We start from the raw sequence: 14420 nt of genomic DNA on the forward strand, positions 1-14420 counted from the left end.
GTAAAAATACGTACAATCATGGCTAAAATGGAACTAAACGCAGTGAATGAGGATCAGAATACAACTGCCATTCGTATCAGTGGAAAGATTATACGTGGTTCGGATAATTTTGAAAGAATCGTAGCTTATGTTATTTTTTGGGAGGAACTAGTAATTATTGATAGAATAAATATGAATATGATCAAGTTATAAATTTGTATACATAAGGAGATAAAACTATGGCAACAAACAAATTATTGAGAATGGACAATGTTGGTATCGTTGTAGAATCCCTTGATGACGCAATTTCTTTCTTTGAGGAGATTGGCTTGAAGCTCGAAGGGCGATCTATTGTCGAAGGTGAATGGGCTGGTCGCGTAACTGGGCTGGGTTCACAACGTGTAGAGATTGCTATGATGGTTACCCCAGATGGACTCAGCCGACTTGAACTTTCGCGATTTCTTAACCCACCTACTATCACAGATCACCGAACTGCTCCTGTTAATGCCATAGGTTATCTACGAGTCATGTTCACCGTTGAAGACATTGACGAAATGGTATCCAGACTCACTAAGTATGGTGCTCAACTCGTTGGCGAAGTGGTTCAGTACGAGAACTCATATCGGCTCTGTTACATTCGTGGCCATGAAGGACTTCTAATCGGTTTGGCAGAACAACTAGGTAATAAATAAGTTTTAGCAACGTATTACATAATAAAGGCTATGATAGGCGTTTTATTATGTACTAACCTTCTTTTATCTGAATTAGAAAAGAGGTTCTGAATCAATGAATAACCGTATTATCTGGGGGATAGTATTATTAGCACTGAGTTTGTTTCTTAAGCCAATTTTGGCGATTGTGGGGCTGAATGAAAGGTTGTTCGGATTGCACTGGCAAGGTGAAACAGTGTTTTCATTGAGTCCATTCTTAGTTCGGATTATTATGGCGGTAATTGGGATTGTCATGCTTATCATCGGTGGTATGCAAGTTGTAAAACAGAAGACTAATTAGGAGAAGAATCTGATCTAGAGAACATGGTCGAAGTGAAACGCACCTACTCATTGGGCAATTCTGACATTGACATCTGATAGCTTTTCTAAAATAATAGAGAGTAATTAAATACTGGTACCTTTAATTCAGCCCAGAGAGGCTGGCAAGGACAGCGGATTTTTTATAATCACGCGTGAATCAGGGCATATTCCGTATGGGATGCTCCATGTCTTCACGCGGGTTATGATGAAGAAAAAAGGCTACTTGTCAGTTTTACTAGACGAGTAGCCTTTTTTTCTGCTTTTTTTGGTATCAGAACACTATACTGGAGGTATTCTGATGAGCAAACAAGATCAAGAGTTTTCGTGGCAAGCCGTACCAAAAACGCAGAGGAATCATTTTGGGAAGACATTTTCCGTAATGCTGGCATTCACATTCTTTTCGGCAAGCATGCTAGCAGGGGGGACGCTCGGAGTCAGCTTAAATTTCATGGAGTTTATTGGAATTGTGCTTGCAGGTAATCTAGCGCTTGGTATCTATACGGGAGCACTGGCACATATCGCTTCCAAAACAGGTCTTTCCACCCATTTGCTTGCAAAATATTCGTTCGGCGAGAAGGGATCATACCTTCCTTCTTTCCTGCTGGGTTTCACACAGGTTGGATGGTTCGGAGTAGGGGTGTCTATGTTCGCGATACCCGTCGCCAAAGCGATGGACTGGAATGTATACTTGTTAATCTTCGTGTTTGGTCTCGCAATGACGGCATCAGCAATCTTCGGCATGAAGTCGCTCGTCATTCTGGGTTATATAGCGGTTCCGGCTATTGCCATTCTCGGTGGTTACTCCGTATTTGAAGGAGTACATACGATGGGAGGGCTGCAAGGATTGCTCGATTACACACCGTCACAGTCACTCAGCGCGGCAGCCGCATTGACCATTTGTATTGGATCATTTATTAGCGGGGGAACGTTGACACCCGATTTTGCCCGGTTTGCCAAAACGTCTAAGCAGGCAGTTACCGCAACGGTTATATCGTTCTTTCTAGGGAATTCACTCATGTTCCTGTTCGGTGCAGTCGGCGCAATGGCTTATAAACTAGCAGATATTTCGGAGGTCATGTTCCTTCAAGGTTTGATCGTTCCTGCGATCATCGTTCTGGGATTGAATATTTGGACGACTAACGATAACGCACTTTACGCTTCCGGGCTGGGTTTTGCCAACATCACTAAAATTCCGAAAAAATTCTTTGTCATTGTTAACGGGATCGTTGGTACCCTATTTGCCATGTGGATGTACAACAATTTCGTTGGTTTCCTGAATGTGCTGGGCGCGGCGATCCCGTCCATCGGGGCCATTATCATCGCGGACTACTTCTTCGTGAATCGTAGAAACTATCAACCTTTTGCTCAAATGACCTTTAAGAAGGTAAACTGGATAGCAATGATTGCTTGGGCGATTGGTGTTGCCTTCGCTCAACTGGCTCCAGGTATAACGCCACTCAACGCACTAATAGGAACAGCAGTAGTCTATAGCACATTGATGTTAATCATATCTGCCAAAGAATCCAAAGAAAAGGGGAACATAAATGATTATACAGAACGCAAAATTGCGAGGTAAAGAAGGTCTATGGAATATCGTCGTGAAAGATGGGAAGTTTGAGCAAATCACACAAACACTAGAAATAACTGCAAATGAGGAAGTAATTAACGTAAGGAGTTTGCTTGTATTACCGCCATTCATTGAACCTCATATTCACTTGGATACAACGTTAACGGCTGGAGAGCCGGAATGGAATATAAGCGGAACACTATTCGAGGGCATTCAGCGTTGGTCAGAACGTAAGGCATTCCTCACACATGAAGATGTCAAAACGCGCTCTAAAACGGCTCTAAAGTGGCAAATGGCACAAGGGATTCAGTATGTAAGAACACATGTCGATGTTACGGATCCAAGCTTGACCGCTGTTAAAGCAATGCTTGAAGTGAAGGAAGAAATGGCACCCTACATTGACATCCAGCTTGTCGCTTTTCCACAAGAAGGCATTCACTCCTATCCGAACGGCGTGGAATTACTAGAAGAGGCTTTGAAAATGGGCGTTGATGTGGTCGGTGGCATTCCGCATTTCGAATTCACGAGAGAATATGGCGTAGATTCGATGAAGGTCGCATTTGACCTAGCCGAGAAATACGACCGTCTCATCGACATCCATTGCGATGAAATTGATGACGAGCAGTCCCGTTTCTTGGAAGTGGTTGCTAAAGAAGCATACGAACGAGGGCTTGGTTCCCGAACAACGGCTAGCCACACGACAGCGATGGGATCATATAATGATGCATATACGTACAAATTGTTTAGATTACTGAAAATGGCTGACCTGAACTTCGTCTCTAATCCTCTGGTCAACATCCACCTGCAGGGACGGTTCGATACGTATCCGAAAAGAAGAGGGCTGACCCGCGTCAAAGAGCTACAGGAAGCTGGACTAAATGTGTGCTTCGGTCATGATGACATCTTTGATCCATGGTATCCGCTAGGCACAGGGAATATGCTTCAGGTGCTGCACATGGGAATTCATGCTTCACAGTTGCTCGGTTACGATCAAATTGTGAATTCAATTGATCTCATTACGAAAAATAGCGCGAGAACGTTGCATATCGAGGATGTGTACGGCATTGAAGTAGGTAAGCCTGCGAACTTCATCGTTCTTGAAGCAGAGAACGAGTATGAGTTAATTCGCAAACAGAGCGCAGTGCTTTATTCGTTCAGAGGTGGTCGCAAAATCGCCGAAACCAAGCCACGGAACACTTCTATTATTCTGGAGACCGGTTCGGAGAAGGTCACATTCAATAAATAATGAAATGAAGCGTGCGATGCATCACGTAAAGCTAGTATTTTAGACAAAATATCCCCACATGGTAGACAGGGCAATAAGAGATCACGTGATCGTGAACTCTTCCTGTACATGAGGGGAACTTTGCTATACTTAATTTACGTCGCCTGCCAAATCTATCTCAGAGATGGTCTAGATTCGAGACACTGGACGTAGAGTCCAGAAGGAAAGGATTTAAATAATGGACATTTTCGATGAAATAAAATTAATTGGGAAACATGCTTATATTGCAAGAATAGGAGGATTTCGACCGAAAGATACAGATCGTAATTGGTTTGGCGGGAATTTCTTGTTTGATCCTTCGAAAGAGTGTCCGGAAAATAATGGATCTGTATTTGTGCCACTTATCCAAATCTATGTTCCAGATATTAAAGATGGTCATACAACTTTTGGAGACAATATTTTAGTGCAATATATTAATAGAGAGCATCTACCTACTGATATAAATAGAAATGGAGATGGTTGGAAGCCAATATTATTCAAAAGGTATCATTACCTGGGATAAACACGGAGAGGAAAAAGGTGGATTGTATGAGTACTTATTCGAAGTAGATAAGATTTTAGGAAATGAACCCATACAAAAAACGAGAGAAGGTATTCTCAATTAGAAACAAATGGATTGGATATTGAACCCAAATAACTTAGGAATTGCTGAAATGGTAACTCAGTATTTACCTATTCTCTTAGAAAAAGAGGGTGATTATTTATTTGAGTATAAAGACGGAATAGTAAACATGGTGGTATATGAAAATGGTCTTGTTGGAATTTATAATTCAAATTTCGAAAAATACTATCAAATTGATGTGGTTGTTGAATTGTTTGAGAATAGAATATTGTTTACTGAATTCACTTATTCTTAGGTGTTACTATCGCAGAATTATGTAAAGAAGAAGAGATCCTAGATCAATACGGATTAGAGCCTGATATTAAATATAGGGGGGTAATAAAATATGGCTGAACGATTTCCATGCAAGATGGAAGGCTGCAGCGCAACAATTCTGCCGAACACCGCAGCCAAAACAGACGGTATATGCATGCCCTGCCATCAAGAGCAGGAACGAAAAAAACAACAAGCTTATATTGAGCAGCACCGCAAAACAGTTAATCTGTATGCGCAATTAACAGATCATGTAGACATTCTTAAGGTGATGCATGGACCAAGAAAGCATGACCCACTTATTCAATACGTTCCTTTTCCGTTAAACATGGAGCAGATGTACATATCTTTATCAGATCAGGAAGCTGACCGTATGCTGAAATATGCGATGGAGTTACTTGCTGGTAACAATGAAAGTGAAGCAGAAGAAATTCTTTTGTCTCTGGTATGCTATCGTGATGATAATATATCGGACGTTTTGCCTGAGCTTATTGAGTGCGAGTTATTTTACAATCCGATTCTTTTAAAAAATGCATCACAAGACATTCGAGATCAGATTCTGGAGCGGGTGGAGTGGGATGAGGACAACCGTAACCACCTTCTCCTTGTACTCGGATGGATCGGTGATGCGGTGGTCATAGACCAGGTTCGGGAATGGCAAACGCAGCAACCCAAATGGGCGGAACAGTTATTTGTACCTCCTGAACATTACACTCTTGATGGAGGATGGGAACTTACTCCGGACGGAGTGAGGCGTGACCTAGTTAACCATATATGTTATGCGATCAGGCAAGCAGAACAACAGAATGATGATTTATATGAAGAACATTATGCCCGTTTTCTAGAGACAAGCCTTTCTACATGTCCATGGTGTAAAAGAAAATTAACAAAACTGATGGATGTCGTTACTACTCATCCGGCCTTGCAATATCTCGCTCTGCCGATGGAGAACCTGCAGTTAGTAACCTGTGACTCTTGTGGAGGTTATAACAAGATTTACATGGAGCTGGACAATCTTGGCGTGCCTGTCTGGAGCCGCTATAATCAGGAACCCGAGTATCTCCCGGACTTGGATGACGTAAACAGTACGGAAACCCTAGCTAGTTTAGTCCTTTCAAGTGAACCGCAATCGCCTTTTTATGCTGCAGTTTGGACGTTGTCACAATTGGATTCGCAGATCGGCGGCCATCCAAGTTGGGTGCAGGATCCGGAGTATCCCGTTTGTCCTTGTTGTGAACGAAGAATGCAGTTTATAGGGCAGATCGATTATGCTGATTTCGACGAGTATGGTGAAGGCATTTTTTATATGTTTATATGTCCCAAAGATAGGATTACAGCAACCTTGTATCAGCAAAGCTGAAAAAGGAGCCCGCTTCGAAAGTGGAAGCGAGCTCTTTGTCATTACCTGATCTGCAACTTGCTCTTCAATTAGCCTTCTTTTAACTTATGAATTACTTCTTCTGCAAACCCATCGGTAAAGCGAATAATTCCTTGATCTTGTATGATCCGCCCTTCCTTAATGAGGTGATCAAGCCAATCTGTAATATAAGAGGGCCCATAGCCTCCTATACCAAATTCCCCACCAAAAGCGATTATGTTCATATAGGATGCCAAATATTGATCCCGACTTGTATCCGTATACGACTTGGTATATAACCAAAACTGCACATCATACATGACATATGATAATTCATCTGCATGAAAATGAAAGTAGCCTTTCTCTTCGACAATCCGTGTACAAATGCTGCGAATTTTCTGATCAACCTGCTCCACTTCGGTTACTCGAGAGCAAAGCTCCCCCAGTAGAGTGGAAAACTTGCCGTGTGCTACTTTAGCCAGAGCTTCTTCCTTGTCTTCTTCAGAAGTATCATATTGTTCTTCGCTCACTAAGCCCCTGATAAACGCTTCAAAATTGTCGGCAAGGAAGGTAATCTCATAATCATCTTCTTGATCGACATGAACAACTTCAGGTTCACCATCTTTACCGCATGCTTGATAGTCTAACATCACGACATCATGACCAGCTGAAGGACAATCACAGATCACCACGCCAATGTCTGGATATCCCCATTCCTCAATCATAAACGGACTGCCCAGATCTCCGCACAGGGAATAGCTTTTCTCGCGCCCAATACCCATAATACCCGTTATGGCAATATGACCCTCAGACCATGAAGTTGGCTCCTCTATTGGAAAGCAAGTGTTCCTCGGTACTCCGCCATTCTGCTGTTTCATAAGATAAATATAAGAAGAGGGAAGCTTATAACCAAGCTCTTTCTCTATAGAATCGATTAGTTCATCCGTGGGTGGCTCAGATTGATAAGATGTTCTTGCATACTAGCTATCCTCCCAAATATCAGTTAGAGGTATATCTGAAAATGGAGCCTTTTCCCCTTCAGGATTGGCAAACTCCAGGGACGCTTTCTTCTTGCAGAGCCGGAGTTCTTCTCTTTTCTGCTTGTCCGCTTTTTGAATGCTCCGTCTTAAAAAGAACGCAGTTCTTTGATCAGTACCCTCTAATTGGTCAGACCTGCGGAAAGCCTGAATAGCTTCCTCATATCGATTTAAATGATAAAGAGCAAAACCTACCCGAAAATGCCATAGGGAATCCTGTTCTCCGGCACGGACTATTTTCTCAAATTGATCGAGCGCTTCTTCATAAAGCCCTAAATTATTATAGGCTCTGCCCAAGAGGCTAATCACTTCATAGTCTCGTTCTTCATCAGGAATCGCTGTCAGTGAATCGACAATTTGCTGATGCTCGTCTCTTTCATGCCACTCGTTTAGTTGATTAATAAGCTCTCGTTTCATTTCTACCTCCAAAAGTTTATTTAGAATATAGCTTTATATGTTTTTGGAACCTTCTACCTTAAAAATAGTAACATCTATAATTGAGGGTTTCTACAACGTTTCAATATGTTACTATGAAACTGTATTTATAGTTTGTTCATTTGAGTTTTCACAGATTATCGAAATACATACATTGTGAACAGTACGAAGAGTTATGTTTCGAGTTGAATGATAATAACTCAAGTGATCTGGCTGTGATGTTTGGTTATCCATCTACGCAGCATGGGGATTGTGAATATGAAGCATCTCTTCATCTGTTGACAGGCCAACAATATAACTATTCAACGGATTCAGCGTTGGAACAGATATCAGATTACTTCAAAGGTGATTCTGATAGAGCGAAGCAGGAAGTGCAGGATATGCTATTGTTGCTCGCGCTAGACTCCGATCAGGATGTAGGATTCTGCTGGTGGGACGCTGGAGAATTGCAGTTTTATATTCGAAAGGAAGATCTGCTCGCAGGCAACTTCGCAAATACGTATTGCTCCCTATATTCGAGTTAATTCAGAGAAGTTGAGTACTTCTTAGCTGATTGGAGTGACTGTTTTGAAATATTTAAAAGATGTACAGGAGCCGGGAATGGGAACATGGTATTTTGAAATTGATAACAACAGTGTGGCATACAGACAGATGGTTTATCATGGTGACGGCATCTGGATCACATCGAATCGAAAGCATGATCTATATCATTATATGCTGGCAGAACATCCACTCGATGCGAAGGAATCCTATTACAAGGAAATTAGTCAGGCGGAATTCGAGTATCTCTGGCACGATCAGCTTCAACTTGGTATAGAATACTGGCATCGAACCCAAAGTCTGTTCCCTGTCGGTACTCGAGTGAAAGGGTATATAGAAGGTTTTTTTCCACAAGGTACCTTGATAAACTTACTGGAACCTCAGGCCGTAGGTATAACGGACACTTCCGCTCTGATAACAGAAACCCCTGCTGAATGGATGTACCCACGCTATTGGGTGATCGCCGAAGTATCTGGATACGATGAAGTTAATCAGTGGGTACTCCTTACCCGTGCTGAAGTTATAGGAAGTACGTACGATGAGGAAAGTAATAAAAATTCAGTAAGTTAAGATTGAACAGAATGAGGGATTGGAATGGACAATAAGTTAATGGACCGCATCAAGGGTGGAATGTATGGTGTGGCTGTAGGAGACGCTCTTGGCGGTACAACTGAGTTTATGACGGAGCGGGAGATTAAGGCAAAGTACGGTTATTTGACGGAAATCATCGGCGGCGGGGTATGGAACCTGGAACCGGGAGAAGTAACCGACGATACGATGATGACGCTTAGTGTAGCTGATGGGATACTCGAAAATACGGAGGAGCCTATGGAAGGGATCGGGCGCTTTTTTATGGAATGGTATCTGGAAGTGAATACGAAGAAAATATAGAAGCGCCGCCGGATTGTCCGCCAAGTGGTTTTATCGTACATACTTTCCGATGGGTTCTACATATTTTACTTCATACATCCAATTTTGAAAGCGTCGTACAGAAGGCGGCAAATCTAGGGGTGACTCTGATACGATTGGTGCCATTGCCGGAGGGTAGGCAGGTATTTATTATGGCTATGAAGGCATTCCTGCTCAATATGCAAATGCGATTCTCATTAAAGAAAGACTTAGCACTAGCGAAAGGACTTCACAACGGCAATGTAGTGATGAACCTGCGAGACTGTGCGAACTGGCTGTACAATGGGTAATCAGCAATCCGAATCCAATTGCGCTGGAACAGCCTGATTATAAGACGATAACTTATGTTCAACCCACGAAATAAAATTCTGTGTGGTCTAATAAGGAGGAATTTACTTGCCCTGCGTTTGTTTTTCTGTTAATTTTGATAGTAACATTATGATATTAACACAAAACTACTAACTAGTTCTCGTGATTTTAGTCTATGCATGAGTGAAAAAACGGAGGGATACAAGATGACAAAGGTTGTGGGAGGCTGGAGGCTGTTCGAAATAGCGTGGTTGATGCTGTTTACTTCAATCGCTGTCGGGTTTACGGTTATTTCAAAGGACTCATTATTCGGATTTACGGTATTTATTACTGGGGTGCTTTGCGTGGTTCTTGCGGCGAAGGGTAACCTGATGAGCTATGTCTTTGGTATGTACAATACCATCGGTTATGCTTATTTAGCCTATATCAACGGTTTGTTTGGAGAGGTAATGTTGAATCTGCTATTCTTCGTTCCTATGAATGTCATTGGCTACTACATGTGGAAAAATAACCGCCAAGAAGATGGTAAGCTTACCATGCGACAGATGGATCTAAAAGGACTGCTCCTCGTTGGGGTCGTCTGTGTAATCGGATGTTTACTGCTGGGATATGGGCTTTCATTCATTCCAGAACAGAACTCGCCATACATCGATGCTACTACGACGGTGCTGTCTGTTGTGGCGACCTTCTTAATGGTTCGTAGATTCAAGGAACAATGGTTGGTCTATATCGTGCTAAATCTCTTCACGGTGCTGTTGTGGGTGATTCGTATGTTGGAGGGTAGCGGTGTAGGCTTGCTGATGATCGTGATGTGGAGTGCGTATCTGGTCAACGCGGTTTACGGGTACTATATTTGGAATAAAGGGGTCAAGGAGGTGGTGGCATGAGTACACTTGGACTAACACTGGGGAAGTTTGCCCCGCTGCATAAAGGCCATCAGTTCATGATTGAAACGGCGCTGCAAGAGGTCGATGAGTTGATCGTAGTCATTTATGAGACCACGGTCACTCCGATCACGCTTCATGTTCGGGCAAATTGGATTCGTAGGCTCTATCCAGCCGTCCGGGTAATCGAAGCTTGGGACGGCCCGGATGGGTATTCGGATGACAGGGAGCATGAGATTCGGGAAGAACAGTATATACTCGGGTTGCTGAACGGCGAGCAAGTAACGTATTTTTACTCGAGCGAGTTTTACGGCGGGCATATGAGTCTCGCTTTGGGTTCGGTAGACCGGCGTGTGGATGAAGCCCGCGAGCGGGTTCCGATCTCAGCAACAATGATCCGTTCCGATCCATTTAAGTATCGAGAGTTCGTCAGTGATATCGTGTACAGGGACTTGATCACGAAGGTGGTATTCGTGGGTGCAATGTCCACAGGAAAATCAACGATCACTGAAGCGCTGGCTCGGAGATATGACACGACCTTCGCGAGTGAATACGGACGCGATTATTGGACCGAGCATCAGGTGGACCGCAGAATTGGGCTGGAGGCGTTTAATGAAATCGCGGTAGGTCATATTGAGAGAGAAGAACAGGCATTGCTTGCGGCAAACCAGTATCTGTTCGTTGATACCAATGCAATTACGACGTATATGTTTGCACTGGATTACCACGGACTGGCGCCCGAGCTGTTAACCCGTATCGCTTTGGAGAATGCGCAGCGATACGACCTGTTCTTCCTATGCGACGATGATATTCCTTACGACGATACGTGGGATCGCAGTGGGGATCAGAAACGGCAAGTTTTTCATAAACAGATCACTGCGGACTTAAAGGCACGGCGGATTCCCTACATTACGCTGCGGGGTAGCCTCGAGGAACGCATGTGCAAGGTAGACGAAGTGTTGGCAAATTTCGAGCCCTACCGGAATTATTTCGGGGAGCTATGATGAAATTCGAGAACACTTTAGACTCAAAAATGAAGGAGCGAACACATGTGGATTTGTTGGATAAGGATGGACTTACGGAACGCGAGTTTTTAGAGCAGTACCGGGCAGGAGATTACGAGCGACCTTCGGTAGCGGCAGATATGGTTATTTTCACCGTGACGGATGCGGAGGTGGACAGTTATCGCAAACTACCGGAGAAAGAGCTCCGCGTTCTGCTCATTCGCCGGGGAGGTCATCCCTTCCTCGGCAAATGGGCGTTGCCTGGCGGATTTGTACTGCCGACCGAGACGACTGAGCAGGCCGCGGCAAGGGAACTGCGCGAGGAAACCGGCGTGAAGGATGTTTATCTGGAGCAGTTGTATACGTTCAGTGATATCTGGCGAGATCCCCGAACCTGGGTGATGAGTTGCAGCTATATGGCTCTAATCAACAGCGACAAGTTGGAGCTTAAGGCGGGAGATGATGCGGCCGACGCCACCTGGTTTAAGGTCTCCTATCGGCTGCTGCGGGAGCAGAAAGAGCTGGTTGAGGGTGGATATTTCAAGACGCTGGAGTACGAACTCAACCTAAGCAGTGAAGAAGAAGAGCTATCGGCGATCGTGGCGAGGACGGTGATAACCAACTCTACATCGACTGGCATGGATTTTAAGGTTGTATCAAATGACGGATTGGCCTTTGACCATGCAAAGATCATAGCATGCGCTATCGAGCGGCTACGGGGAAAAGTGAATTATACCGATATTGCACTTCACTTGATGCCAAAGCTATTTACCTTAACGGAACTACAACAGGTGTATGAGGTAATTATGGATAAAGAGCTGTTGAAGGCTGCCTTCCGGCGTAAAGTGGCGGATCTTGTAGTTGAGACCGATCATTATACCGAAAATGCGGGGCATAGGCCATCCCGTTTGTATCGGAGAAATTTGGAGTATTCACTATGATTTACAATCTAGATGAGTTAAGAAAAGATGCAAATAATACATATGGAGGTAATTAAATTTGAACACTCACTACTATCTCAGTTGGTTTAATGATTTTTTTCCAGAGAAGCTGGTCCAATGGTTGCATGAGGATATAAAAGACAGAAAATCACTTGTTATGATTAGCGCTCAACCCTCTAGTTATACAGGTGAACAAATTGACATTGATGATGTTTTTGAAAGGACATGGTTTAATCAGGCCAACATTATGTTTGATGAATATCATTTAATTGATCACCGCATGCAGAAGGAAGATGCTCAGCGATTCATTCAAAACGGTTCTGTCGTTTTTTTGTGCGGTGGCAATCCTGTTTTTATGAACGATTTTTTGGTTGAATATGAGTTGTCGGATGCGATTAAGAACAGTAATGCCCTTATAATGGGTGCCAGCGCCGGTGCGATGAATATGGCTGCAAAATGGTTATGCTCGAAAAACGGTGGCCATAACGTTGAAACAAGTATTATTTATGATGGTATAGGCTTTGATCGTTTTGCCTACGAATCTCATTCTAGACTCGACTACGCAGCGCTCGTTCAAGGTTACCTGTTCCCCCTGTCTGAAGAGATTGATGTTTATGCGGCAGATCAGAAGAGTACTATACGCGTAAAGGACGGCAAACTAGATATCATGGGTGATGTATATTTGATTTCCCACTCAAAGATTCAGAAGTTGGTTGAGACGCTCTAATTAAGGTGAGTGGCGGTGACTTAACAGAATTAATTATTTTTAATGTGTAAAATCATGGATTACAGCAAATCAGTTCAGGGTTCCTCTCTATGATTTGGGCAGAAATGATAAACTTTTTAGACCGCCTTCAATGGTGGTCTTTCTATGTTGGGCGGATGCTAGCTGCTCATTTTATTAAACTAACAGGCAGTTGAGTTCAATTATAGTTCTTAAATTAAGCTTAATTATGTGATCCTAATTATAAAAGTGTATGGTAAAATATAGGCATTAAACTATTTTACAACAAACCATCAATTCGAGGGAGAGGGCAAATGTTAGTACCACAACTATATTTAAATGGTGCTTGTTCTGAAGCTATCGAACTTTATAAAAAGGCATTTAAGTCTGAGATAGATTCAATTATGTACGATTCTGGGAAAGAACCTGAAAAATTTGTTATTCATGCGGAAATGCACATTCTTGGAACTAGGTTCATGCTTAGTGATTTTGGTGGAACTAATGAGTCATCTGTGGATTCCACTATGGAAATGGTCGCCGTATTTGATAATGAAAATGTATTAAGAGAGGCATACCAAGTAATACATAATGGCAGCAAAACAATTACCCCAATGGGTCCAATATTCTTCAGTGATTGTTTAGTCTCATTTGTTGATAAGTTTGGCGTTCGATGGTGTTTCATGGTATAGCCGAGTCCGCTAACAAGAACGGGCCCCTGCTAGGATGAACTTGTCGTGAAAAACAAAGCGATATCTGGGTGAAAGCTCAGCAACATACGCCCCAGTCTAGGATAAAAGCACCTAAGGTTGGGGCTTTTTATTTACACTCTCTGATCCCTTCTGAAAAAGAGTTTGCCAAATTGTCATGGCCTAATCGTGCAGTACCCGGTGAATATTATTTTGAGCTACTTGCCTCAGGGAAGCCTCAAGGGACAGATCACGAGGTTTATAAAGGGAAAGTTGTGATACTAATTATTAGTAATGGTGAGTTTACAACGATGTTGCTAAGAAAAACAGAAAATTCAATAGTTATTGGGAGGCCAACTGCTGGAGCAGATGGTAATGTATTTAGAATAAATCTTCCAGGAAATATAAGAACAAAAATAAGTGGAGTCGGTGTATTTGATCCCGAGAAAAACCAACGCAAAGAATAGGAGTGCTGCCAGATCTTCGTCTTGATCCAACCATTGAAGGAATTATGGAAGGCAAAGACGAGTATGTTGAGAAAGCTGTTAAATTAATTAAAGATGGTTATTAATCTATCTCTTAACGCATCTAGATCGAACATAACAAGACAATCACTTGAGATATGAGAGTGTATTTGATATATAAATGAACAGAGAAGAGCTTGTTAAATCAGGCATTTTTATATAGGCATCGTTGTGTCAAAGAAAATGGCACAACTGTACCTACAATATCCTTAACTAACACAGAGGTTCGAAGCCTATGTATGTTGTTAGCGGACAAATTGTTTTGTGAGTGGATACTAATATATCGTCTCCATTGTTCTAACGGACGGGTTACGTTAACAAAGAAATAAAACCG

The 14420-nt window shown here is 42.7% G+C and carries 17 protein-coding genes and 2 pseudogenes; 17 read left to right on the forward strand and 2 right to left on the reverse strand.

The features are described from left to right. Positions 1–18 precede the first annotated feature (18 nt). The 8 genes from AC1D69_RS17185 (at position 19) to AC1D69_RS17220 (ending at position 6096) form a co-directional block, all read left to right on the forward strand. Positions 19–192: a hypothetical protein gene (locus AC1D69_RS17185; RefSeq protein ID WP_495457375.1), complete on the forward strand. Its 174-nt coding sequence runs from the start codon at positions 19–21 to the stop codon at positions 190–192. A 26-nt stretch (positions 193–218) separates the two neighbouring features. Continuing rightward, positions 219–671 carry a VOC family protein gene (locus tag AC1D69_RS17190; RefSeq protein ID WP_495457376.1) on the forward strand — a complete coding sequence of 151 codons (453 nt, stop codon included), beginning with the start codon at positions 219–221 and terminating at the stop codon, positions 669–671. 94 nt (positions 672–765) lie between these two features. After that, complete coding sequence (locus tag AC1D69_RS17195; protein WP_495457377.1) at positions 766–990, forward strand: hypothetical protein; 225 nt, start codon at positions 766–768, stop codon at positions 988–990. Positions 991–1308: 318 nt separating this feature from the next. After that, positions 1309–2586 carry a cytosine permease gene (codB, locus tag AC1D69_RS17200; protein WP_495457378.1) on the forward strand — a complete coding sequence of 426 codons (1278 nt, stop codon included), beginning with the start codon at positions 1309–1311 and terminating at the stop codon, positions 2584–2586. Then, entirely contained in the window at positions 2555–3823 is a 1269-nt protein-coding gene (locus AC1D69_RS17205) for a cytosine deaminase (RefSeq protein ID WP_495457379.1), read from the forward strand. Before codB ends, AC1D69_RS17205 begins: the two co-directional genes overlap by 32 nt. Positions 3824–4040: 217 nt before the next feature. Further along, on the forward strand, positions 4041–4364 hold the full coding sequence (locus AC1D69_RS17210; RefSeq protein ID WP_495457380.1) for a hypothetical protein: 324 nt from the start codon (positions 4041–4043) through the stop codon (positions 4362–4364). Between the two features lie 109 nt (positions 4365–4473). Next, a complete protein-coding gene (locus tag AC1D69_RS17215; RefSeq protein WP_495457381.1) occupies positions 4474–4719 on the forward strand; it encodes a hypothetical protein in 246 nt (81 codons plus the stop codon). 174 nt (positions 4720–4893) lie between these two features. Then, positions 4894–6096 carry a DUF1963 domain-containing protein gene (locus AC1D69_RS17220; RefSeq protein ID WP_495457382.1) on the forward strand — a complete coding sequence of 401 codons (1203 nt, stop codon included), beginning with the start codon at positions 4894–4896 and terminating at the stop codon, positions 6094–6096. 68 nt (positions 6097–6164) lie between these two features. On the opposite strand, the pseudogene AC1D69_RS17225 reads toward AC1D69_RS17220, so the two are convergent. Together AC1D69_RS17225 and AC1D69_RS17230 are read right to left on the reverse strand one after the other, a co-directional pair. After that, positions 6165–7034: pseudogene (locus AC1D69_RS17225) on the reverse strand (SMI1/KNR4 family protein); the annotation flags it as partial. 39 nt (positions 7035–7073) lie between these two features. After that, complete coding sequence (locus tag AC1D69_RS17230) at positions 7074–7547, reverse strand: tetratricopeptide repeat protein (protein ID WP_495457383.1); 474 nt, start codon at positions 7545–7547, stop codon at positions 7074–7076. Between the two features lie 140 nt (positions 7548–7687). Here AC1D69_RS17230 and AC1D69_RS17235 point away from each other — a divergent pair, with 140 nt between their 5' ends. The 9 genes and pseudogenes from AC1D69_RS17235 to AC1D69_RS17275 all read left to right on the forward strand — a co-directional run bounded on the left by AC1D69_RS17235 (position 7688) and on the right by AC1D69_RS17275 (position 14029). Further along, a complete protein-coding gene (locus tag AC1D69_RS17235) occupies positions 7688–8089 on the forward strand; it encodes a DUF1963 domain-containing protein (protein WP_495457384.1) in 402 nt (133 codons plus the stop codon). A 43-nt stretch (positions 8090–8132) separates the two neighbouring features. After that, positions 8133–8675, forward strand: a complete 543-nt coding sequence (locus AC1D69_RS17240) for a hypothetical protein (RefSeq protein ID WP_495457385.1) — start codon at positions 8133–8135, stop codon at positions 8673–8675. A gap of 24 nt (positions 8676–8699) precedes the next feature. Beyond that, positions 8700–9225, forward strand: a pseudogene (locus tag AC1D69_RS17245) (ADP-ribosylglycohydrolase family protein); the annotation flags it as partial. Between the two features lie 352 nt (positions 9226–9577). Further along, on the forward strand, positions 9578–10210 hold the full coding sequence (pnuC, locus tag AC1D69_RS17250) for a nicotinamide riboside transporter PnuC (RefSeq protein WP_495457386.1): 633 nt from the start codon (positions 9578–9580) through the stop codon (positions 10208–10210). Next, positions 10207–11211 carry an AAA family ATPase gene (locus AC1D69_RS17255; RefSeq protein ID WP_495457387.1) on the forward strand — a complete coding sequence of 335 codons (1005 nt, stop codon included), beginning with the start codon at positions 10207–10209 and terminating at the stop codon, positions 11209–11211. Before pnuC ends, AC1D69_RS17255 begins: the two co-directional genes overlap by 4 nt. 47 nt (positions 11212–11258) lie before the next feature. After that, a complete protein-coding gene (locus tag AC1D69_RS17260) occupies positions 11259–12152 on the forward strand; it encodes an NUDIX hydrolase (protein WP_495457519.1) in 894 nt (297 codons plus the stop codon). 58 nt (positions 12153–12210) lie between these two features. Continuing rightward, on the forward strand, positions 12211–12879 hold the full coding sequence (locus AC1D69_RS17265; protein ID WP_495457388.1) for a Type 1 glutamine amidotransferase-like domain-containing protein: 669 nt from the start codon (positions 12211–12213) through the stop codon (positions 12877–12879). A 311-nt stretch (positions 12880–13190) separates the two neighbouring features. Next, the gene (locus AC1D69_RS17270) at positions 13191–13565 is read left to right on the forward strand and encodes a VOC family protein (protein WP_495457389.1); all 375 of its coding nucleotides are present in this window, start codon (positions 13191–13193) and stop codon (positions 13563–13565) included. Between the two features lie 68 nt (positions 13566–13633). Beyond that, positions 13634–14029 carry a hypothetical protein gene (locus tag AC1D69_RS17275; protein WP_495457390.1) on the forward strand — a complete coding sequence of 132 codons (396 nt, stop codon included), beginning with the start codon at positions 13634–13636 and terminating at the stop codon, positions 14027–14029. Positions 14030–14420 lie beyond the last annotated feature (391 nt).

Source organism: Paenibacillus sp. Y301 (genome assembly GCF_059445505.1).